The 22366-nt window shown below is 27.9% G+C and carries 22 protein-coding genes; 1 reads left to right on the top strand and 21 read right to left on the bottom strand.

Annotation, left to right across the window (positions count from 1 at the left end):
* Positions 1 to 37: 37 nt before the first annotated feature.
* The 7 genes from ACFYH6_RS02025 to ACFYH6_RS01995 form a co-directional block, all read right to left on the bottom strand.
* A complete protein-coding gene (locus tag ACFYH6_RS02025) occupies positions 38 to 541 on the bottom strand; it encodes a VTT domain-containing protein (protein ID WP_316345524.1) in 504 nt (167 codons plus the stop codon).
* Positions 542 to 548: 7 nt separating this feature from the next.
* Positions 549 to 671, bottom strand: coding sequence for a hypothetical protein (locus ACFYH6_RS02020; protein ID WP_416246469.1), 123 nt, complete (start codon positions 669 to 671; stop codon positions 549 to 551).
* Between the two features lie 113 nt (positions 672 to 784).
* Positions 785 to 2080, bottom strand: coding sequence for a sensor histidine kinase (locus tag ACFYH6_RS02015; protein ID WP_416179314.1), 1296 nt, complete (start codon positions 2078 to 2080; stop codon positions 785 to 787).
* A complete protein-coding gene (locus ACFYH6_RS02010) occupies positions 2077 to 2754 on the bottom strand; it encodes a response regulator transcription factor (RefSeq protein WP_416179315.1) in 678 nt (225 codons plus the stop codon). The genes ACFYH6_RS02015 and ACFYH6_RS02010 overlap by 4 nt, the downstream gene beginning before the upstream one ends.
* 231 nt (positions 2755 to 2985) lie before the next feature.
* Positions 2986 to 3162, bottom strand: coding sequence for a (2Fe-2S)-binding protein (locus ACFYH6_RS02005; protein WP_416179316.1), 177 nt, complete (start codon positions 3160 to 3162; stop codon positions 2986 to 2988).
* Between the two features lie 165 nt (positions 3163 to 3327).
* Positions 3328 to 4434, bottom strand: coding sequence for an MBL fold metallo-hydrolase (locus ACFYH6_RS02000; RefSeq protein ID WP_416179317.1), 1107 nt, complete (start codon positions 4432 to 4434; stop codon positions 3328 to 3330).
* A gap of 135 nt (positions 4435 to 4569) precedes the next feature.
* Positions 4570 to 5253, bottom strand: a complete 684-nt coding sequence (locus ACFYH6_RS01995; RefSeq protein WP_416179318.1) for a GTP pyrophosphokinase — start codon at positions 5251 to 5253, stop codon at positions 4570 to 4572.
* 267 nt (positions 5254 to 5520) lie between these two features.
* Between ACFYH6_RS01995 and ACFYH6_RS01990 the strand changes: the two genes are divergently transcribed.
* Positions 5521 to 6489 (top strand): P1 family peptidase, encoded by a 969-nt coding sequence (locus ACFYH6_RS01990; RefSeq protein WP_416179319.1) that lies wholly within the window; start codon positions 5521 to 5523, stop codon positions 6487 to 6489.
* 67 nt (positions 6490 to 6556) lie between these two features.
* Here the strand turns inward: ACFYH6_RS01990 and ACFYH6_RS01985 are convergent, their stop codons facing one another.
* The 14 genes from ACFYH6_RS01985 to ACFYH6_RS01920 all read right to left on the bottom strand — a co-directional run bounded on the left by ACFYH6_RS01985 (position 6557) and on the right by ACFYH6_RS01920 (position 22351).
* Positions 6557 to 7168, bottom strand: a complete 612-nt coding sequence (locus ACFYH6_RS01985) for a copper homeostasis protein CutC (protein WP_416179320.1) — start codon at positions 7166 to 7168, stop codon at positions 6557 to 6559.
* A 194-nt stretch (positions 7169 to 7362) separates the two neighbouring features.
* Positions 7363 to 10893 (bottom strand): pyruvate:ferredoxin (flavodoxin) oxidoreductase, encoded by a 3531-nt coding sequence (gene nifJ, locus ACFYH6_RS01980; protein ID WP_416179321.1) that lies wholly within the window; start codon positions 10891 to 10893, stop codon positions 7363 to 7365.
* A gap of 225 nt (positions 10894 to 11118) precedes the next feature.
* Positions 11119 to 11826 (bottom strand): pirin family protein, encoded by a 708-nt coding sequence (locus ACFYH6_RS01975; protein ID WP_316343741.1) that lies wholly within the window; start codon positions 11824 to 11826, stop codon positions 11119 to 11121.
* Between the two features lie 10 nt (positions 11827 to 11836).
* A complete protein-coding gene (locus tag ACFYH6_RS01970) occupies positions 11837 to 12436 on the bottom strand; it encodes a nitroreductase family protein (RefSeq protein ID WP_416179322.1) in 600 nt (199 codons plus the stop codon).
* A gap of 67 nt (positions 12437 to 12503) precedes the next feature.
* On the bottom strand, positions 12504 to 12926 hold the full coding sequence (locus ACFYH6_RS01965) for a MarR family winged helix-turn-helix transcriptional regulator (RefSeq protein WP_416179323.1): 423 nt from the start codon (positions 12924 to 12926) through the stop codon (positions 12504 to 12506).
* A 159-nt stretch (positions 12927 to 13085) separates the two neighbouring features.
* Positions 13086 to 14129, bottom strand: coding sequence for a hypothetical protein (locus tag ACFYH6_RS01960; protein ID WP_416179324.1), 1044 nt, complete (start codon positions 14127 to 14129; stop codon positions 13086 to 13088).
* Positions 14126 to 14689, bottom strand: coding sequence for an RNA polymerase sigma factor (locus tag ACFYH6_RS01955; protein WP_416179325.1), 564 nt, complete (start codon positions 14687 to 14689; stop codon positions 14126 to 14128). Before ACFYH6_RS01955 ends, ACFYH6_RS01960 begins: the two co-directional genes overlap by 4 nt.
* A gap of 152 nt (positions 14690 to 14841) precedes the next feature.
* A complete protein-coding gene (gene tkt / locus ACFYH6_RS01950) occupies positions 14842 to 16824 on the bottom strand; it encodes a transketolase (RefSeq protein WP_416179326.1) in 1983 nt (660 codons plus the stop codon).
* Between the two features lie 59 nt (positions 16825 to 16883).
* On the bottom strand, positions 16884 to 17531 hold the full coding sequence (fsa, locus tag ACFYH6_RS01945; protein ID WP_416179327.1) for a fructose-6-phosphate aldolase: 648 nt from the start codon (positions 17529 to 17531) through the stop codon (positions 16884 to 16886).
* Between the two features lie 29 nt (positions 17532 to 17560).
* On the bottom strand, positions 17561 to 18898 hold the full coding sequence (locus ACFYH6_RS01940) for a PTS galactitol transporter subunit IIC (RefSeq protein ID WP_316343736.1): 1338 nt from the start codon (positions 18896 to 18898) through the stop codon (positions 17561 to 17563).
* 33 nt (positions 18899 to 18931) lie between these two features.
* Positions 18932 to 19216: a PTS sugar transporter subunit IIB gene (locus tag ACFYH6_RS01935; protein WP_316343735.1), complete on the bottom strand. Its 285-nt coding sequence runs from the start codon at positions 19214 to 19216 to the stop codon at positions 18932 to 18934.
* Positions 19213 to 19659 carry a PTS sugar transporter subunit IIA gene (locus tag ACFYH6_RS01930; RefSeq protein WP_316343734.1) on the bottom strand — a complete coding sequence of 149 codons (447 nt, stop codon included), beginning with the start codon at positions 19657 to 19659 and terminating at the stop codon, positions 19213 to 19215. The genes ACFYH6_RS01935 and ACFYH6_RS01930 overlap by 4 nt, the downstream gene beginning before the upstream one ends.
* Positions 19660 to 19677: 18 nt before the next feature.
* Positions 19678 to 21618: a BglG family transcription antiterminator gene (locus ACFYH6_RS01925; RefSeq protein WP_416179328.1), complete on the bottom strand. Its 1941-nt coding sequence runs from the start codon at positions 21616 to 21618 to the stop codon at positions 19678 to 19680.
* Positions 21619 to 21958: 340 nt separating this feature from the next.
* Positions 21959 to 22351, bottom strand: coding sequence for a hypothetical protein (locus ACFYH6_RS01920; RefSeq protein WP_416179329.1), 393 nt, complete (start codon positions 22349 to 22351; stop codon positions 21959 to 21961).
* Positions 22352 to 22366 lie beyond the last annotated feature (15 nt).

Genomic DNA, 22366 nt, shown 5'->3' with positions numbered 1-22366 from the left:
TCTAATAGTAGGAAGAGTTATTAACAACTCTTCCTATTTATCTTGTAGATAATTTATTTCTTTTTATAATTATAGAAAATATAATTAGTACAATTAGTATTACAATTAAGTTTCCATTAAATTTTATTAATTCTATAGAATATGCTAATGAAATTGAAGTAAATAATTTAGATAGTGCTGCTATTACAATAAATTTATAACTATTAAGTTTAGCTAATCCTGCTCCAATGCAAATAACTTCATCAGGTAATATAGGTAAAATAAACAACACAAGTATAATTAAAGTATCATTTTTTTCTATATATTTATTAAACTTATCTAACTTTTTCTCATTTACAATCTTATTTATTATATTTATACTAGCAAATTTTGCAATGAAGAACATAACTATTATTCCAAGAGTAGTTCCGCTAAATCCAATTATAGAAGCTCTTAAAGGGCCTAAAACTGAACTTCCCCCAACTATTGTAACAGGCTCTGGAAAGGGTAAGATTATTGGTTGTAAAAAACATATAATAAAATAAATTAATTGTTCCCTCATAACTTTATTACTCCCTTACATCTTTTCTAAAATAGTAAAAAGCTACTATAGATATCAATAGTGTTATTATTGCTAAAGAATATTTGCTAAAAATTAATATATTCAAAATAGAATCTAATATTGATTTCATAATTTATTTCCTTTCTTCTAATTGATTCACATAAATAATAAAAAAAATACTTTAATGAAATACCTATAAAAATATTAATTTTTCTTAATAAATAAAAGAAGCATAACCTCTAGTTATACTTCTTTTAAAATAATATCAAATTTTATATCCTTACCTATCTTTTCTGCTGTTATATTCCCTTCATGTAAATCAATTATTCTTTTTACTATTGCTAATCCTAGACCTGTCCCATCTTTATTTCTTGATTTATCTTCTCTATAAAACCTCTCAAATAAGCGTTCTAAATCCTCTTCTTCTATATTCTCACACTCATTTATAAATGAAATTAATATTTTTTTATCAATAGTTTTTAAAGATACTTTAAACTTAGAATAAGGATCACTATATTTTTCAGCGTTATTTATTAAGTTTTCAAAAACTCTTAAAATATTAACTGCATCAATACTACATAAAACTTCATTATATGGATTATCTAGTATAACCTCCATATTTTTTTCACTGAATCTTATTATACTCTCACCAACTGCTTGATTTAATAACATTGCTATATTAACTATATTTTTTTCAAGTTTAATATCATTACTTGCTAACTTAGTATACTCAAATAATTCATTTACTAAGGATTTAAGTCTTAAACTTTTGTTATAGACAATACTTATATATTCATCTCTAATATTTTCATCAACCTCTTTATTATTTAGTAGCTCTAAATACCCTACTATAGATGTTAATGGAGTTTTTAAGTCATGAGATATATTAGTTATTAATTCATTTTTATTTTTTTCAATTTTCTTTTCATTTTCAATCTTTTCACCTAATTCTAATGACATATCATTTATGCTCATGCAAAGTTCAGCTAGCTCATCATCCCCCTTTACCTTTATTGTTTTTCCAAACCCCTCTTCTTTAATTATCTTAACCTCATTTGTTAAGAACTTAATATATTTTACCTTTCTATTAACAAGTAAAACATATGTTATTAAAAATATTGCTATAACTATAAAGAAGAACAAATAAGCCATATTTATTGAAAAAAAATCATTCACTCCTAAGTAATTCATAATATTAGGAAATATTCTTATAACAATTGTACTTAAAAGAATTGTTCCTTCTATTGCTGTTATAATAGATATTAAAACTACTAAAATTAAATATATACTAATTTTATCAAAGTTTATTTTTCTAAATCTTTTGGTATTAAATATGACTATAGTTGCTAAAAATAATATTATTGCTAATATTTTAAAATAAACTATATCCTGATTTTGCAAATTAATACTTATAATTCCAACCCTATTTTCTTTTAAAGATAAAATTGCATATCCTTCAAATATAACTAACTGTGCTAAAACAAATCCAATAAGAACACCTAAAATCAAATTATATTTTATCTTTCTTAGATTTATCATATTTTATAACCTACTCCCCATACTGTTTTTATATATTCTGGATTTTTAGAATCCTTTTCTAATTTTTGTCTAAGCTTAGTTATATGAACCATTATAGAAGTATCTGCAACAGAATATTTATCTCTCCATATAGATTCATAGATTTTTTCTACACTAAAGACAATATTTCTATTCCTTGCAAGAAGCTCTAATATTTTATATTCAGTTGGGGTAAGATTCTTTTCTTCACCATCAACAATAACTCTATGCATTTCTGTATCTATTTCTAAATCTCCTATTTTAATAATACTTTTATTGCTATTATTAAAAACAGTATATCTTCTAAGCTGTGCCTTTACTCTTGCAATAAGTTCCATTGAGCTGAATGGCTTTGGAATATAATCATCAGCTCCTAAAGTAAGTCCTTGAATCATATCAATTTCTTCACTTTTTGCAGTTAAAAATATAACTGGCATAGTGTATTCTTTTCTTATATTTATTAGGGCTGTTGTTCCATCCATATTAGGCATCATTATATCTAAAATTACTAAATCATAGTCTTTCTCATTCACAGCTTTCACTGCTTCTTCTCCATTGGAAACTGTATCTATTTGAAATCCTTCAGACTTTAAATATATTTCTACTAAATCCCTAATTTCTTTTTCATCATCTGCTACTAATATTCTTTGATTCATAGCTACCTCCATTACATATTAAGATATAGGCTGGTGAAATATTTCTAAAAAAACATTTATCTTATTCCACTTAAATATTATTTTTTACAAATATAAAAATAAATACTTAATTTGTTACCTATAAAATTATTAATATTTATTAATAATTTATAAAGTTAATGCTAAAAATAAGAAAGAGAGAATTAAATTTACTCTTGATAAATTTAATTCTCTCTTTCTTTATATAAAAATCTATTTTCTATGTTCTAATATAAGTCCTTCGATTCTTGCTCTGCATCTTCCAGCTCCACATCTTCCTGTTCCAGCTTCTGTATCTTCTTGAATCTTTTCAAAAGTATCATTACCTTCTTTTATTGATTCAATTATAACATCATCAGTAACCCCTTTACATATGCATACTAAGTTCATTATTTCACCTTCTTTTTTTAAACATTTGTTTAATAATTAATATTATATAATATCAAATATTTATTATATCATATTTTTTTATATTGTATATAATTTTCAATAAATATAAACTATTAATATGACCTTAATATGATTTTTTCTATTAAATATATTTTATTTTAATTTCTACTCTATATCCTTCCACCATTTCTCTTGATAATTCATATATTTATCTAAATATACTGTTTCTCCAATTTTAGGAGTAACTGCATCAATACCAAGCTTTTCAGAAACAGTTAAAAATCTTTCTATTGGATCATCCCAGCCATGGTCTGATAATACAAAGGCTCCCCAATGAATAGGCATAGTCTTTTTTGCTCCTAGTATTCTTGTAGCTTCAGCTGCTTCTTCTGGAAACATGTGACTGTTATGCCACTTCATATTATATTGTCCGTTTTCCATAATAGCTAAATCAAAATCACCATACTTTTCATGTATTTCTTTAAAATGTCCTCCAAAGCCACCATCACCACTTTCATATACTTGGTAGTTTTCATTCTTTAATACCCAAGAAGCATAAAGCGTCCTATTAATATTAAATCCTTTTCTATTAGAAAAATGTCTAGCAGGAGTACATGCTATTGTTAATCCATTTACTTCAACTTCTTCCCACCACGCCATATCTTGAATCTTACTTTCATCAATATTCCAACGTTCCAGATGTTTATTAACTCCTAGTGGTACTATATATTTATCTACTTTATCATCAAGTTCTTTAATTGAGTTCATATCTAAATGATCATAGTGGTCATGAGAAATAATTACTATATCAATTTCAGGTAATTCTTCTATTGTAATTGGTGGTTCGCTAAAACGTTTTGGACCCATAAAAGAAATAGGCGATGAGCGTTCGGAAAACATATGATCAATAAGAATATTCATTCCATTCATTTGAATTAATAAACTGGAATGTCCAAACCATGCTACTGCAAATTTCTCTTTTGAAGTCTGACTAATTGATGGATTTGCTGATGGTAATACTCCTTTTGGAAGTTTTTCTTTCTTTGATACAGGATTATCAGTAAACTCATTTTTTATTTCATATTCTGATGGATAAATAAACCTTCCATTTACATAGTTTTCTGCACGTTTTTCATAATTACTTTTATCTTCTTTTGATATTCTCCCACCAAATACAGGGTTAATATATACAAATAACGTAATTATTATAGTTACTATTAATATCACTTCTAGTATTCTCAATGCTATTTTCCCCAGCTTCATTTTTTTCATTATTAATTTACTCCTTAAAGAATTTTAAAGTATCTAATTAATTCTTTCTCTTTTATAATGTTTATATTCTAAAATGCACCTGAAAATATTATATAATACTTTCAAGTGCATTTTTCATCTTCATTAATATTTGTTTTATAACTTTTTTTCTATTCTATCTCTTATTTCTTCCATACGTTTATCTAAAGCTGCACTAATTTCTGAGCACTCTAATAACTCTTTTCCAAGCATCTCATTTTCTTTTTGATCAATATTTTTCTTATACCTTAGCTTATGTTCAAGGCTTGCCCAAAAATCCATAGCTATGGTTCTCAGTTGGACTTCTACTTTCATAGATTTCTTTTCATTTCGTAAGAAAATTGGTACTTCAATAATTAAATGTAAGCTCCTATATCCACTTTTTTTAGGATTCTTTATATAATCTTTTTTTTCAATTAACTTAACATCATCTTGACTTAATAGGCATTCTGCTAACATATAAATATCTTCTGGAAATGAACAAATTACCCTTACCCCTGCTACATCTCTAATATTTTCTTGTATTGCCTCCAAGGAAAATGGTAAATCCCTATCTTTAAGCTTTTTTATAATACTTTCATAAGATTTCAATCTAGATTTTATACTTTCTATTGGATTTCTATCATACTCTAATGAAAATTGTTCATTTAATACTTTAAACTTTGTTTCTACTTCCATAATTGCACAACGATAATAAGTCATTAACTCGTTCATTGGCATCATATTTTTATGTATGCCATCTATAAATTCATCACTTATTATTTTGTCTCTAAAAAATTTCTTACTAAGTTTTTTTAACATATCCCCATCCTCTACCATAATTTAAATTAATATTAATACAGTAATATTTTAACACGAATTCAATATAAAAACATTAATCTCAAATCAATCTTAATTAATTTATAACAATTTTATATTAATTATTATAATAATAATATACATATTATTGAGTATATTATTATAAATATTACTCGAAATATGCTGAATTTTTCATCAATTTATAGTATCTTATAATTAAGTAAAGATAATTGTAACTTATTAAATTATGTATTGAAATGGGAGATGTTCATGAAAACAGGGAAATTAAATAAGATTACTGATGTTAAAGGAATAAAAGTGGGGCATAAGACAATTGATAATGGTGATATCCATACAGGCGTAACTGTAATTATTCCAAGTGAAGAGAATATTTTTTTAAATAAATATATAGCTTCTACCTATGTAATAAATGGATTTACTAAAACAAGTGGATTAATTCAAATTGATGAACTTGGTACCTTAGAAAGTATTATAGGCCTTACTAATACTTTAAATGTTGGTACCGTTCAACAAGCTATAGTAAAGCATATGTTAAAGGATAATCCTGATATAGGTAAAGATACTGGTACTATTAATACTGTTGTTGGAGAATGTAATGATGGATATCTTAATGATATTCGTAAATGTGCTGTAACAGAAGAAGATGTTTATGAAGCTATAGAAAATGCAACCATAGATTTCGAACTTGGCAGTGTTGGTGCTGGAAGAGGAATGTCCTGTTTTGAAATGAAGGGTGGCATTGGTTCTGCTTCTCGTATTATTGAACTAGATGAAAAAGAGTACACTGTAGGCGTTCTAGTATTAAGTAATTTTGGACTAAAGAAAGATTTCATTTTTGATAATGTTAGACTTTCTGATTATCATGATGAGACCTTAGAAAAAGGAAGTATTATAATTATTCTTGCTACAGATATACCTTTATCCTCACGTCAATTAAAAAGAGTTTGTAAAAGAATGAACGTTTCACTAGCAAGATTAGGCTCTCATTTAGGTAACGGTAGTGGAGATGTTGTAATCGGATTTTCAACAGCAAATGTTATTCCCCACTACAAAACAAATGATATCATTAATATAAATGAAATTCATGAAGATAAAATTGATACAGTATTTAGAGCTTCTATAGAAGCCTGTGAAGATGCAATTATGAGTTCATTATTAAATAATGAAACCCTTATTGGTAGAGATGGCAATACTCGTCTTTCATTATTAATACATTAAATATAATAAAAAAAGCACTCTATTAAATAAGTAATAGTGTGCTTTTTATTCTACTTAAAATTATATATTAAACTACTCTAGTTCCGTGAATTTCTTTAGCTCCAGTATATTCCATAATATAATCTCTATTTTGTTTATTTACGCCCTTACCTGGCATAATTATAATTCTATCATTTGCATACTTAATTAAATCTTTGATAGTTTCTCTTCCAATTAGTGCATTTCCACCCTTTCCACCTTTTGTTAGTATTCTATCTATTCCTAGGTCTACTAACTCATCGATAGCTTCCTTTTTATCTTCTATTTCATCAAAGGCCATATGGAAGGTAATATTCATAGGCTTGGCTACTTCTACTAATTTCTTAGTTGTATTTAAATCTATTTTATCTCCTTTTAAAGCTCCAATTACTACTCCGAAAGCTCCTAATTCCTTACAGCTTTTAATATCTTCTATCATAATTTCTACTTCTTCTTCAGAGTATTCAAAGTTTCCACCTCTTGGTCTTATAATAACCATTACTGGAATATTAAGAGTATTAATTGCCTTTTTTATATTTCCAAAGCTAGGTGTTGTCCCATCTTCTAAAAGATTATCACATAGTTCTATTCTATTTGCCCCTAACTTTTCCGCTTTAATTGCATCAGCATAATTCCCTACGCAAGCTTCATATATTTTCATAAACTCCTCCTTAGTTGACCCACTATAGAAATGCAAAAATCTATAGTATATTTTTATACAAATACATTAAGTATAAAGAAAAACTCAATCTAAATGATTTTTTTCTTTACACGCAGTATCATTTTAACTGTACAATATAAAGAAATAAATCACAAGATTGAGTCATGAATTTAATATTTTTTTAATTTTTTTAATTATAAAATCTTATTTTCTGCTAAACTCTTATATCTTTCATATCTTTCCTTAGCATTTTCTTCTGTCTTTTCAAATAGCTCATCTGCTATTTCTGGGAAAGCTTTTGCTAATGATGAATATCTAACTTCTCCCATTAAGAACTCTCTAAGACTTGCAGTTGGTGCCTTTGAATCTAAATTAAATGGATTCTTATTAGCAACCTTTAAATCTGGATTGTATCTATATAGATGCCAATATCCTGAATCAACTGCTCTCTTTTCTTCATATGGAGTATTAGACATACCCATCTTAATTCCATGAGATATACAAGTAGAATAAGCTATTATTAATGAAGGTCCCTTATAGGCTTCTGCTTCTGCAATTGCTTTAAGTGTTTGATTTAAGTTAGCTCCCATACATACTTGTGCTACATATACATAGCCATAAGTCATAGCCATTAAACCTAAATCCTTCTTTTTAGTTCTCTTTCCTGTTGCAGCAAACTTAGCAACTGCTGCTTCTGGTGTAGCTTTTGAAGATTGACCTCCTGTATTTGAATAAATTTCTGTATCAAATACTAAAACATTAATATCTTCTCCTGATGCTAATACGTGATCTAAGCCACCATAGCCTATATCATATGCCCAGCCATCTCCACCAAATATCCATTGTGATCTCTTAACGAAGAATTCCTTATCCTTTAATATTTCCTTAGCAATTTCTGAATTATCTTCTTCTAGAACACTTCTTAAGTTTTCTGCTCTTTGTCTTGTTCCTTCTCCATTATCTACATTATCTAACCAATCTTTTAATATAGCATTGGCTTCTGTAGACATATTTCCTTCTTCTAAAGCTATTCTTACATTATCTGCAATTCTATCTCTAATTGTCTTAACTCCTAAGAACATACCTAATCCATATTCAGCATTATCTTCAAATAATGAATTAGCCCAAGCTGGACCATTTCCTTCATGATTAGGTCTATAAGCAGTTGAAGCTCCTGATGCAGCCCAAATTGATGAACAACCTGTAGCATTTGCAATCATCATTCTATCTCCAAATAATTGAGTTACAAGCTTAGCATAAGTAGTTTCTCCACATCCTGCACAAGCTCCTGAGAATTCTAATAAAGGTTGTTCAAATTGACTTCCCTTAACTGTAGTCTTACTCATAGGATTTTCTTTTGGAGTTAATTCTTCAATTGCATAGTTCCAAGCCTCTATTTGTTCACTTTGTGTATCCATAGGCTTCATTACTAAAGCTTTTCCTGGTGCTGGACAAATTTCTGCACAGTTTCCACATCCAGTACAATCTAAAGGAGTAATTCCTATAGTATAGTTAAATTCTTTATCTCCTTTAATTCCATTTGCTTTAATGCTCTTATAGCTATCTGGAGCATTTTTTAATTCCTTATTAGTTGATAAGAAAGGTCTTATAACTGCATGAGGACAAACAAATGAACATTGGTTACATTGGATACATTTATCTGGAATCCATTCAGGTACATTAACTGCTATTCCCCTTTTTTCAAAGGCAGTTGTACCAGACATAAAGGTTCCATCTTCTGCTCCTGCATCTATAAATGTTGATACTGGAATGCTACTACCTTCTAATTTATTTATTGGAATACATACTTCTTCAACAAACTTTGGAACATTCATTTTTTCTTCCAACATATCATCTTCAGCATCCTTCCAATTTTCTGGAGGATTTATTTTAACTAATGACTCTAAACCTCTATCTATAGCTTCAAAGTTCATATTAATTACTTTTTCACCTTTTTTACCATAGGAAGTTACTACTGCATCTTTTAAATATTTAACAGCATCTTCAATAGGAATAATATTAGCTAACTTAAAGAAAGCTGATTGCATTATCATATTGATTCTTCCACCAAGACCTATTTCTTGTGCTATCTTTATAGCATTAATAGTATAGAACTGTATATTATTTTCTGCTATGTATCTCTTAATCTTAGCTGGAAGTTTCTTATCTAATTCTTCTTCACTCCAAATAGTATTTAATACAAATACTCCATTCTTTTTAAGTCCCTTTAAAACATCATAATTATATACATAAGATTGATTATGACATGCTATAAAATCTGCCTTATCTATTTCATAATGAGATTTTATTGGAGATTTACCAAATCTTAAGTGGGAAACTGTAATTCCACCTGATTTCTTTGAGTCATAGGCAAAATATCCTTGTGCATACATATTTGTATGGTCACCTATTATTTTTATAGCGCTCTTATTTGCTCCAACTGTACCATCTGACCCTAATCCCCAGAACTTACAAGCTGTTATACCTTCTGGAGTTGCATCTAAATCTTCCTTTGGTGTTAATGATAAATAAGTTACATCATCATCAATTCCTATAGTAAATCTATTCTTTGGTTTATCTAAATTTAGATTATCAAAAACAGCTTCTATATGAGCTGGATATGGGTCCTTTGAACCTAATCCAAATCTACCACCATAAACCTTAGGTGGATTTTCCATTTCATTAACTGCTCTAACTATATCTAAATATAAAGGCTCACCAATAGAACCAGGTTCTTTAGTTCTATCTAATACAGCTATTTTCTTAACTGTCTTAGGAATAACCTTTAATAATTTTTCTATTGAAAATGGTCTATAAAGTCTTACCTTTACAACCCCAACCTTTTCGCCCTTAGCTCTTAAATAATCTATAGTTTCTTCTGCTACTTCTATTACTGATCCCATAGCTACTAATATTCTATCTGCTTCTTTATCTCCATAATAATCAAAACAATGATATTCTCTTCCAGTAAGTTCAGTTATTTTAGACATATATTCTTCCACTATATCTGGAATATCATCATAATACTTATTTAATGATTCAGTTAATTGGAAGTATGTATCTGGATTTTGTGATGTTCCTCTTGTTACTGGATGATCAGGATTTAATGCATTTTTTCTAAAATTATTTAATGCTTCATAATCAACAAGTTTTGCTAATTCATCATATTCTAAAACCTCAATTTTTTGTATTTCATGAGATATTCTAAATCCATCAAAGAAATTTACAAAAGGCATTCTAGCCTTTATTGCTGTTAAATGTGCTACTGGAGCTAAATCCATAACTTCTTGAACAGAACCTTCAGATAACATTGCAAAACCTGTTTGTCTTGCTGCCATAACATCTTGATGATCTCCAAATATACTTAATGATGAGGTTGCTATTGCTCTTGCAGCTACATGAATAACTGCTGGAAGTCTTTCACCAACCATCTTATACATATTAGGAACCATAAGTAATAAACCTTGTGAAGCTGTAAAAGTTGTACTTAATGCACCTGCTTGAAGAGATCCATGAAGTGCTCCTGCTGCTCCTGCTTCAGATTGCATTTCAACTACATTTACTGGCTTTCCAAAAATATTTTTTCTTCCCTTTGCTACCCATTCATCTATATGTTCTGCCATAGGTGAAGAAGGTGTTATAGGGAAAATTGAACTTACTTCGGTGAGAGCATATGAAACATAAGCTGCTGCTGTATTCCCATCCATTGTTTTCATTTTTCTCATTTTCTATTAATCTCCTTTAATATTTAATAATATCTATTTATATAAAAACACTTTATTATTTTAAGTATTTGCATTGGCATGTTCTATTATGCAATTTGTTTTTGTACATATAACATGGCCCAAATTTACTATACCAAAATTTTCTTACAAATAAAAGATAATAATTATTAAAAGACAATTCCTAAACAATAAAAAAAGTAGGAGAAATTCTCCTACTTTAAAATTTTACCACTTTAATTGTTTTTTCATTTCAATTACAAGTATATGGGATTTTTTCTTAGCCTTAATGTTTATATCTTCTTCAACTATTTCAAGAGCATCTCTTTCATTAAGTTCAAGGTTATTAATAATTGAATCTCCTTCTATTTGAACTAAATAAGCCTGTCTATTAGATGCAACCTTAAAATCTATTTCTTTTCCTTCATCTAATTCCACTACATAGAAGTTTGCATCTTGATTAATTTTTACAGCTGCAGTTCCCTCTTTACTTGATACTATATTTAACCACTTATTTTTTCTATCTTCTTCTTTATACTTATAGTCTCCATAGGCTGGTTTATGTCCCTTTTTATCTGGAAGTATCCAAATCTGAAGTGATCTTATAGTTTCATCTCCTATATTTTGCTCACTATGATAAACTCCTGTACCAGCACTCATATATTGGACTTCTCCTCTATATATAGTGTTTTTATTTCCCATTGTATCTGAATGAGTTAATCCACCTTGGATAACATAGGATATTATTTCCATATCCTTATGTGGGTGATAATCAAATCCAGTGCCACCTGCTATTAAGTCATCATTTATAACCCTTAATACACCAAAATTCATATTATCAATATTATAATAATCTGCAAAAGAGAAGTGGAATATAGTCTTTAACCATCCTAAATCACTTTTCCCCATATTTCTATGGTCTATTTTTTTTAACATAATGTTCTCCTTATTTTAAAACCTTAACTCTATCTTCTATTGGAGTAAAAGCTTTTTCGCCAGCTGGTGCTAATATATTACCAAAAGGCATTTGGGCTAACATCTTCCAATTATTTGGTATATTAAATTCTTTTCTAACTTCATTATCTATTACTTCTGTATAGTGTTGAAGGCTTGCTCCAAGTCCTTCAGTTGCAAATGCAGTCCAAACTGCGAATTGCATCATTCCTGAAGTTTGTGTTGCCCATACTGGGAAGTTATCCTTATATAATTCAAATTGTTTTTGTAATCCTTCAACTATTGCAAAATCTTCAAAGAATAAAACTGTTCCATATCCAGCTTTAAAAGAATTAATTTTTTCTTCAGTTGCTGAAAAATTATCTGCAGGAACTACCTTTCTTAAAGCTTCCATAGTTATATTCCATAACTTATCATGAGATTCTCCTAATAAAATAACTGTTCTTGTTGTTTGAGAATTAAAAGCAGATGGTACATGTTTAACTACCTCTTCTACAATTTCTTTTATTCTTTCATCTGATATTGGTGAGTCCTTACCTATAGCATATATGCTTCTTCTTTCTTTTATTGCTTCAAAAAAATTTTTATTCATTTATTAACCTCTCCTTTTTTATTTATATTTCTCTTTAATTAATATTTATAAAATCTCTAGTTAATTATCACTTTAATACCTTTCTTAATTTAATTAAATTTTCAATAAGCTGTTTTTTACTATCATCACTTAAATCTTTAAATAAATTATCTAAAAAGCTCTTGTGCTTAGGAAATATATGGGCTATAAAACCTCTTCCTTTTTCTGTTAATGAAACATAATAAACTCTTTTATCTTTAGTACATTTTCTACGAACAACAAGCTCTTTCTTTTCTAACTTATTTATTACATAAGTAATTGTTCCACTTGTTACAAGTATCTTTTCAGCTACCTTTTGCACAGGTTGATCTCCCTTATGATATAACATTTCTAAAACACCAAATTCACTGATATTTAAACCAAATTCTTTAAAATTCTTTTCCATTTCAAAAAATAAACTATCATAAGTTCTACTCATTGCAATAATTAGCTTTAAATTCATATTGTCCATATATTCACCTACATTATCTTGATTTCAAGATAATTATATTCCTAATATATCTCGAAGTCAAGATATTTATTGAAAATAATTCTCAATATAGTTGAAAAACTATGGATTTAATTATCCATAGTTTTCTAACTTCTTATTTAACTATTAATCTTTTATATATTATTTATCTTCTTTGATTAAATTTAGTACTATATCTTCTCTTTCAATATCTTTAATAATCATTTTTAACTTATCTAAATTGTCAAAAGTAGTTAAATCGTACATAAATGAAATATTTATTCCACTCTCTGTATCTTCCATATTTCCATTAGTAAACTTATATATATTTTCTCCGCTTTCATCTGTAAGTATAATTTTATTTATTATATTCTCATCTACTTTTTTATTTATATCCATATTTATAATACTTCCAGTTGGCATAACTTCAATAGAGTTCAAAGTAACAATATCATTACTTTCTTCTGCTATATATTTTATTGTTTCTATTTGCTTATTTTTATTGTCTAAATCTAATGATAGTTTCCAATCTCCATCTATAGCAGTACTAAATCCTATATTTTCTTCATATAATTTAATTTCATCTATATTTATTGATAGATTATTAATATTATCTAGTTTTCCATCAATTGAGTACATTATTAAATAATATTTTATCTCACCAGTAATCTTATTGCTAGCATCTGTATTTGAGTTTTGACCTATCTTCATTGGAGTATATAAACCCTCTGATAAATGCTCAATAAGAACTCTACCATTATTATCTTTAATATTTAATCCCAGCTTAATATCATTAACATTTTTTAATTTACTAGTGTCATCAAATCTAAAAGTAAAGGCAATCCCAATTTTATTCTTATCTGATACTACAGAATCAATATTCATTGTAATACCACTATCTTTAACTAAGTTTTCTGTACTCTCATAGGAATAACCATTATTTGTAGCCTTTTGAATTCCTCTATCTTTAAAAATTGAGCTTATACTGGCAAATACTTTTGGACTAATTATAAGTCCACTTATAACTAGTACCGCAACTAGTGAGGCAACTAATTTTTTATTAAATGTACATACTGATTTCGCTACATTCCCTTCTTCTTCTCTAATTTCTTCAAAGGCTCTGTCAACTTTATTTAATACAGACTGAGGTATCTTTATATCTTTTTTTAGTTCTATCTCAATTTTTTCATCTAAATTCATATTCAACTTATATTACCTCCTAAATTCATATTAATAGAAGAATTTTCATTATCATATTTCAGATAATATTCTTTTAACTGTTTCCTCGCCCTACTAAGTCTTGATTTTATAGTTCCTTCTTTTTCCTTTAGTATTTCGCTTATTTCTCTTGTATTAAAACCCTCAACATAATATAAAATTACAACTATTCTATACTCTTCATTTAAAATGCTTAATGTTTCATAAAAAATAATATTTTCTTCAATAGTTGTATTATCAGTTAATAAATTATTGTTTGAATCATCATAATACTCTTCAACATATACTATCTTCTTATTTTTATTTATAATGTCATTGCATTTATTTACAAGTATTTTTATTATCCAGGTTTTAAAATAGCTTGTTTCCTTTAGAACACATATATTTTTATAAGCTGATAAAATAGTATCTTGTATGGCATCTCCAATATCCTCTTCAGAATTCAGTCTTGTCTTAGCCACTTTATACATATCTTGAGTATATTGATTTATTACTTTTATAAAAGCTTCTTTATCTCCTTTTTGTGCTTTTTTTATCATTAAATCCATGACTTTACCTCCTGTAACTTTCTCCATATGCGCATATGTCTTTGTTACATATATTAGACTTTAAAATTATATAAATAGTTGCAAAAAATGAAGAAGAATATAAAAATATTCTTCTTCATCTTATATGATTTACCTTTTATAATATTAAAATATTATATATATTCCTTAACTTTTTCTACTATATTTTCTACTGTAAAGCCAAATTCTTTATATAAATCTTCTGCTTTTCCAGAGGCTCCAAAGGTATCTAGTGAAATAATTTCTCCATCAAGTCCTACATACTTATGCCATCCAAAGAAAGATAATGCTTCAACTGCAATTCTCTTTCTAATCTTATTTGGAAGAACACTTTCTTTATATTCTTTATCTTGAGCATCAAATATTTCAAAGGATGGAATACTTACTACTCTTATATCTACTCCCTTTGCTTCTAGTTCACCTGCTGCCTTGTAAATTAATTCAACTTCTGACCCTGATGCCATTAATATTGCATCTGGAGTATCCTTCTTAGAATCCTTAAGTATGTATCCACCCTTTAATGCTTTCTTTTCAGATTCATTATATAAAGGTAAACTTTGTCTACTTAATACTATTGAAGTTGGACTTTCACCATTAGTTACAGCATAATACCAAGCTGCAGCAGTTTCCTTTGAATCTGCTGGTCTAAATACAGTCATATTTGGCATACTCCTAAGTGCTGCTAATTGTTCTATTGGTTGATGAGTTGGTCCATCTTCACCTACTCCAATACTATCATGAGTTAGAACATAGGTTACTGGTAATTTCATTAATGCTGATAATCTCATTGCCCCCTTCATATAATCAGTAAATACAAAGAAGGTTGCACAGAATACCTGTAATCCTCCATGAGCATAAATACCATTTGTTATAGCAGCCATGGCATGTTCTCTTACTCCAAAGTGAAGATTTCTTCCACTTCTATTTTCTTCTGAGAAGTCTCCTTTTCCATTCATATAACTTTTATTAGAAGGTGCTAAATCTGCTGATCCTCCAATAAAATTAGGAATTAATTCTGCTAATCTATTTATAATTATTCCTGAAGATTCTCTAGTAGCCATATTTTTATCAAAACTCCAGAAATCCTCATTATTTAATAGAGCTTCACTATCAATTGTTCCAGACATCCATTTATGGTATTCTTCTGCTAGCTCTGGGTATTGATTCTTGTAATCTCTAAATAAATCATTCCAAGCCTTTTCTTTTTCTATTCCTAAATTGATGTAATTATCCATATTAGAATATACTTCTTCTGGAACATAGAAATCTCCATCATTCCATCCTAGATTTTCCTTCATTGCTTTTACATTTTCAGCTCCTAAAGGTTCCCCATGAGCAGAAGCCTGCCCTTGTTTTGCAAGACATCCAAAGCCTATTTGATTCTTAACTATTATAATTGATGGTTTAGAAGTTTCCTTCTTTGCTTCTTCAATAGCTTTTTCAACTGCTTCTATATCATTCCCATCATTTACTTTAATTACTTGCCAATTGTATGCTTCATATCTCTTAGCTACATCTTCTCTAAAGGCTATATCTGTGTCGCCTTCTATAGAAATATTGTTTGAATCATATAGAACTATAAGTTTACCTAATCCTAAAGTTCCTGCTAATGAAGATGCTTCTGCTGAAATTCCTTCCATTAAACATCCATCACCAACTATAGAATAAATATTATGATTAACTATTTCATATCCTGGTTTATTAAATTTTTCTGCTAAATGACTTTCTGCAATAGCCATACCAACTGCATTACATATACCTTGTCCTAAAGGCCCTGTTGTTATTTCAACCCCTTTAGTATGACCATATTCAGGATGCCCTGGTGTTAAACTACCTAATTGTCTAAAATTCTTTATATCTTCAGTTGTTATTCCATATCCAAATAAGTGTAATAAAGAATATTCTAGCATTGAACCATGACCAGCTGATAGTATAAATCTATCCCTATTATCCCAATTTGGATTCTTGCCATTATGATTCATCTTAGTCCATAATGTATACGCCATAGTTGCTGAACCAAGGGGTAGTCCTGGATGTCCTGATTTTGATTTTTCAATTGCATCTGCTGAAAGTACTCTTATTGCATTTATAGATAATTCATCTAACTTTCTACTCATTTTCAGCCTCATTTCTCATATATTATATATGTTATCTACTATTGGATATTTAACTCTTTTTACTTTCCAAAAGCTGATTGCCAGTCTGCTTTGAATCTTTCTAAGCCTTGATCAGTTAAAGGATGCTTAAGCATGTTCATAATTAACTCATAAGGAACTGTAGCTATATCAGCACCTGCTTTTGCAGCTTCTATAACATGAATTGGAGTTCTTACACTTGCTGCAATTATTTTTGACTCAATTCCATGAATTGAGAATATTTCAGCTATATCTTTTATAAGATCCATTCCATTCATTGATATATCATCTATTCTTCCTAAAAATGGACTAACATAAGTTGCTCCTGAATTTGCTGCAAGTAGTGCTTGTGTTGCTGAAAATATTAAAGTAACATTTGTCTTTATTCCTTCTTTTGCTAAGACTTTTACTGCTTTAAGACCTTCTTCTGTCATTGGAATTTTTACTATCATATTCTTATGAATAGTAGCAATTTTTCTTCCTTCTGCAATCATACCTTCTGCATCTTCACTTACAACTTCACCACTTATAGGTCCATGAACTATTTCAGTTATTTCTTTAATAACTTCATTAAAATCTCTTCCTTCTTTTGCTATAAGTGATGGGTTTGTTGTAACACCTTTTATTACTCCCATATCATTTACTTTTTTAATATATTCTACATTTGCTGTATCTAAGAAAAATATCATATTAATACCGTCACCTTTCTTCTTAAGTCTTAATTAGCATTTTCTTCTTTTATAATCTTACTTCTGTTCCACATCATTAAAGCTAATGTAAAGATAGTACCTATTGCTATACCAACCCACTTAAATTTTACTAACATAATAGATATCCATGGGAATATGCTTGAGCCATAATCTATACTTGATATTAATGCTGTTCCACTTGGAATTGCAAAATTAGCTGCAGCTGCTGCCTTTGTAAATAGTGGTGCTAAATTTGTTCCTATTAATAATCCAAGAGCTAATGTTATAACACCTATAACGAAGGATCTAAAGAAGTCTCCTCTTGCAATAGGAACTATAAGAACAAACATAAATGGTAATCCAGCTAAGCTTGCAAATGGTAAGAATTGATTACCTGGTACAATAAATGCTAATAATAATGCTACTGGTATTGATACTAATGAAATTGCTAATGTTACTGGATGACCAACACCAACTGCTGAGTCTAATCCTATGTATAAAGTACCTTTTCCTGAATATCTCTTTTGAAGGAATTCTTGTACTGCTTCTGAAACAACCATTAATCCTTCCATAAGTACTGCAGCCATCTTTGGTGTTAATACTAATACAGCTCCCATTACTACTGCTAAATTAAGAGTTTCTTTAACATTATATTTAGCTAAAATCCCTAGTAATGCACCTATTATAGTACCTAATATAGCTGGTTCTCCGAAAACTCCAAATTTCTTTTGAATTGTAACTGCATCTAACTTTATTTTATTAATTCCAGGTATTCTATCTAATACCCAATTTATAGCTAAAGCAAGTGGTACAAAAGAAGCTGTAAATCCATGAGCTATTGAAACTCCTGGTAATCCTAAAGATTTTTCAACCATTGGTGCTGTTCTATCCCCAATAATCATAGTTATAATCATATTTAATGCTGATATAAATAAGCTTATCCATAGGTTTCCTGTTAGCATATATACTAAAGAACCAGTAAATGCAAAGTGCCAGAAATTCCATATATCAACATTAATTGTTCTTGTTGTTTTTGTTAATATCATAATTATATTTACTACCATACATAATGGAATTATTAAAATCCCAACTGTTGATCCAAATGCAATTGCTGATGCAGCTGGCCAACCAACATCTAATACTGTTAAATTCAATCCAAAGTTTTCAACCATTCTTTCTGCAGCTGGTCCTAAATTTTCAGTTAATAATGTTATTATTGCATTTAATCCAATAAATCCTATTCCAACTAATAATCCTGATTTAATTGCTTGTCCTAATTTAACTCCTAAAATTAATGCAAAAACTGTAAATATAATAGGCATCATAACTGAAGCCCCTAAATCCACTAAATATTGTAATGCAGCCATTAATATTCCTCCTCAAATCCTATAAATTTAATCTTATAATCCTAATTTTTCAACGATTTCATCCATTACCTTATCTACACCCATTCCAGTTATAAAAGGTAATCCTTTAACTAATGGCACTCCATAATCTTCTGTTGTCATAGCTGTTGTAACTATTAAATCATATCTACTTGCTTGCTTAGATAATTCAACTACTGTAGATTGTGTTATTTGAACTTTATCAAGTAATCCTCTTTTTTCTAATCCTGCTTTTATTTTTTGAATTGCTATTGTTGAAGTTGCTACTCCAGCTCCACATGCTACTATTATTTTTTTCATCTTAATCCGACCTCTTTCATAATATTAATTAATTTTTCATTATTATTTTCATTGTACAACTTAGTAAGAATATCCTCGTTAGATATTACTTCCATTAATTTTTGTAAAACTTCTACTTGTTTTTCTTTTTCTTTAACAAGTAAAACAAAGGCTATTTTAACATTTACTTCTTCTTCGCCTGCCATACTTATGAATTTTACATCATCTTTAAATTTTACAAACACTATTCCTGCTTCATTTACATGCTCACTATTACAATGAGGTATTGCTACTCCAATAGGTTCAACAGGTAATCCAGTTGGAAAAATCTTTTCTCTTTCTATTATTGCATCTTTAAAACTTTCCTTAACATATCCATAGTCTAATAATCTATCAGATATATTTTCTAAAAACTCAAAACAATCGTTGTAACTTTCATTAATAAATATTAAATCTTCCTTCAATAGTCTACACTTCTTTCTCTAATTGCCGTATATTTGTTTAAACTCCTTAAAATCTCTGCACTTAATTAATTTATTAACTTTGTTAATATCATCTATTCCACTATAAATTTCTAAAAATAATTCTTCAGAACCCTTACCTAATTTGAAGGCTAGCATCATAACAAGTTGTACTTTTGTCTTATCCCAATTTATTGGATTTTTTAAAATTGCAATTGCAATAGCCTCTTTATTAACTTTTCCTTTTATAAAGTGAGGTATAGCAACTTTATTGCCTATCTCTGTAGAAGACATATCTTCTCTTTCTTTAAAGGAACTTGCTGCCTCATTATCTATATAACCTTTTTCATACATAGTTTTAGATAAATATTCTATTATTTCATCCTTATTATCTAAATCTAAATTTACAAAAAATAAATCCTCTTTAAATATACTTTTTTTCAAATCATTATTTTTATCCATTGTAATAAATCTAGTTATTTTCCTACAATCTTCTTCAAGCATTATAGGCGATACATTTAGTACTGGTAATTTAACATTTTCTAATGGAATAGTACTTATAATTAAGTCATATGAAGATAAATCCATACTATTTAATTTAAATGCTGGATAGAAACCTTTAATCTCTATAAACTCGTTAAATTTACTTTCTAACTTAGTTTTTAATAGAATTGCAGTTCCTCCACCGGTGGCACAAACTACTATAGTTCTATATTTGTTTATTTTATTTGCTAATTTTAATCTTTCAACTGCTCCTGCAAAGTGTAATGTTATAAATCCTACTTCATCTTCTGATATATCTATATTAGCTTTTCTTTTTAATCCTTGGCAAAAAATAATAGCTATATCATAATCAAATGCATAATTAGACTTAATTTCATCAAGCATTGTATTTTCTATCTTCATTCCAAAATTAATTCTATTTATTGCACTTCTAAGATGAATTAATAATCCACTTTTCAAAATATTATCATTAAAAAAGTTTATTCCACTATGTTCATATACTAGGTTAAGACAGTACTTAAATAAATTATCAATATAATTATCCTTATAATACTTGTCCACATTGGTATCTATAGATAGCATTTTTTGTGATATTAAATGTTGATATAAATAAACAACTTCTTCATAAGGTAAATCTATAGCAAAATTTGAATCTAACATTTTTTTAAGCTCTAATGCAGCTTCATATTCTTTACATTCCTTATCACAACTTAAATTAGAATAAGTGATAAAATTATTTTTCTTCACTCTATAAATAGCTATTATTATATGAATACATAGATTTTTAAATCCTAAGTCACTTAATTCAATATCATATTTTTTAACTATATCTAATACAATATCTGATATTAATTTATATATGCTGTTATCCTTAGATGCTGAAAAATTAAAATCATTAACATTTAAATATTTAAGTTCCTTACTGTTTTTAAATAAATAATTTGAAATGAAGACTCTTATATCAATTTCACTTCCAATTAAGGATATTCCATTATTGGAAATTCTACTAATTTCTAAATTATATTTATTCAATATCTTTTTCACTTCTTTTATATCTTGCTTTATAGTTGATAAACTTACATATAATTCCTTAGATAGTTCTTCTAATTTTATGGCTTTATTATTTTGTGAAAAATTTCTTGAAATTAATATTTCTAAAATATCATTTAACCTATTATTATCATTTCCACTTGCAGAACTTTTTTCATTTAGAGCTTCTATAATTGTCCTTTTTTCATACTCATTTTCAGCTATAAATTTATAACCTAAACCTCTTTTTAAAATTAGCTCTGTATCTCTTTCCTTACAAAACAGTTTTATTTTCATAATTTCATTAGCTAATGTTCTTTTTGATATATTAAATTGCTCTTCTAATTCTTGGCTATTAATATAATCCTTTGCTTCTAAAATATACTTAAGTATATTTTTTTGTCTTATTGTTAAATTATAGTAAACCATTTCACCACCCGATTTCATTATATATTATGAGTACTTTTATGAATAGTCATATAAACTGCACTTTAAATTGCAGATAAATATACTACTTACTTATTTGTTTTTATTTCTTAATAATAATTATCCATTTGATTATATAAGTTATTTTAGCATATATATTTTTTAATGTATAAAGCTATATATAATAAAACCCTATCTATTTATTTAAATAAAAAACTATTGCAAAGAAATAAATTCATTGCAATAGTCTTATACTAAAATACTATTTTAACCAAATTATATATGTAATGTTGTTATCTATATTTAATAACTTATATAATTTTTATGTACTAATAATATATTTCTAAAGATTATTTAATACTTCATTATAATCATCTACATATTGAATAGATTCAGTCCAACCAGGTACCTCTTTGCCTAGTCTTTTAAATTGAGAAACAGTAATTAGATTTCCTTTTGTAATTAAGAATCTCTTTTTAAAAGGAACCTCCATATATTTATGTAATAATTCTCCTAGCATTTTTGCTACTTCTGGACTTGATGGTTTTAACTCTGGTGCGTCAATTACCAAAGCATAGTCCTTAGTAGAAAATTCCTTTGTACTATCAATATAATCCTTTAAGAAGGATTTTCCATCCTCCTCACTAAAAAACCCTGCTGCTTCAGCATGAAATACTTTTTTAATATTGTCCACATCAAATTGATAGCTTGAATTTTTTCCTTGATACTTTTTCATAAATAAACCCTCCTA

The sequence above is a fragment of the Clostridium sp. HCS.1 genome, from assembly GCF_047900555.1.
Lineage (GTDB): Bacteria > Bacillota > Clostridia > Clostridiales > Clostridiaceae > Clostridium.
Note: the sequence above shows the minus strand (reverse complement) of the source record. Positions and strands in the feature narration are given on the sequence as shown.

Coding starts and splice junctions, on each gene's coding strand:
- ACFYH6_RS02025 (WP_316345524.1), bottom strand. CDS start 541: ATGAGGGAACAATTAATTTATTTTATTATATGTTTTTTACAACCAATA.
- ACFYH6_RS02020 (WP_416246469.1), bottom strand. CDS start 671: ATGAAATCAATATTAGATTCTATTTTGAATATATTAATTTTTAGCAAA.
- ACFYH6_RS02015 (WP_416179314.1), bottom strand. CDS start 2,080: ATGATAAATCTAAGAAAGATAAAATATAATTTGATTTTAGGTGTTCTT.
- ACFYH6_RS02010 (WP_416179315.1), bottom strand. CDS start 2,754: ATGAATCAAAGAATATTAGTAGCAGATGATGAAAAAGAAATTAGGGAT.
- ACFYH6_RS02005 (WP_416179316.1), bottom strand. CDS start 3,162: ATGAACTTAGTATGCATATGTAAAGGGGTTACTGATGATGTTATAATT.
- ACFYH6_RS02000 (WP_416179317.1), bottom strand. CDS start 4,434: ATGAAAAAAATGAAGCTGGGGAAAATAGCATTGAGAATACTAGAAGTG.
- ACFYH6_RS01995 (WP_416179318.1), bottom strand. CDS start 5,253: ATGTTAAAAAAACTTAGTAAGAAATTTTTTAGAGACAAAATAATAAGT.
- ACFYH6_RS01990 (WP_416179319.1), top strand. CDS start 5,521: ATGAAAACAGGGAAATTAAATAAGATTACTGATGTTAAAGGAATAAAA.
- ACFYH6_RS01985 (WP_416179320.1), bottom strand. CDS start 7,168: ATGAAAATATATGAAGCTTGCGTAGGGAATTATGCTGATGCAATTAAA.
- nifJ (WP_416179321.1), bottom strand. CDS start 10,893: ATGAGAAAAATGAAAACAATGGATGGGAATACAGCAGCAGCTTATGTT.
- ACFYH6_RS01975 (WP_316343741.1), bottom strand. CDS start 11,826: ATGTTAAAAAAAATAGACCATAGAAATATGGGGAAAAGTGATTTAGGA.
- ACFYH6_RS01970 (WP_416179322.1), bottom strand. CDS start 12,436: ATGAATAAAAATTTTTTTGAAGCAATAAAAGAAAGAAGAAGCATATAT.
- ACFYH6_RS01965 (WP_416179323.1), bottom strand. CDS start 12,926: ATGGACAATATGAATTTAAAGCTAATTATTGCAATGAGTAGAACTTAT.
- ACFYH6_RS01955 (WP_416179325.1), bottom strand. CDS start 14,689: ATGGATTTAATGATAAAAAAAGCACAAAAAGGAGATAAAGAAGCTTTT.
- tkt (WP_416179326.1), bottom strand. CDS start 16,824: ATGAGTAGAAAGTTAGATGAATTATCTATAAATGCAATAAGAGTACTT.
- fsa (WP_416179327.1), bottom strand. CDS start 17,531: ATGATATTTTTCTTAGATACAGCAAATGTAGAATATATTAAAAAAGTA.
- ACFYH6_RS01940 (WP_316343736.1), bottom strand. CDS start 18,898: ATGGCTGCATTACAATATTTAGTGGATTTAGGGGCTTCAGTTATGATG.
- ACFYH6_RS01935 (WP_316343735.1), bottom strand. CDS start 19,216: ATGAAAAAAATAATAGTAGCATGTGGAGCTGGAGTAGCAACTTCAACA.
- ACFYH6_RS01925 (WP_416179328.1), bottom strand. CDS start 21,618: ATGGTTTACTATAATTTAACAATAAGACAAAAAAATATACTTAAGTAT.
- ACFYH6_RS01920 (WP_416179329.1), bottom strand. CDS start 22,351: ATGAAAAAGTATCAAGGAAAAAATTCAAGCTATCAATTTGATGTGGAC.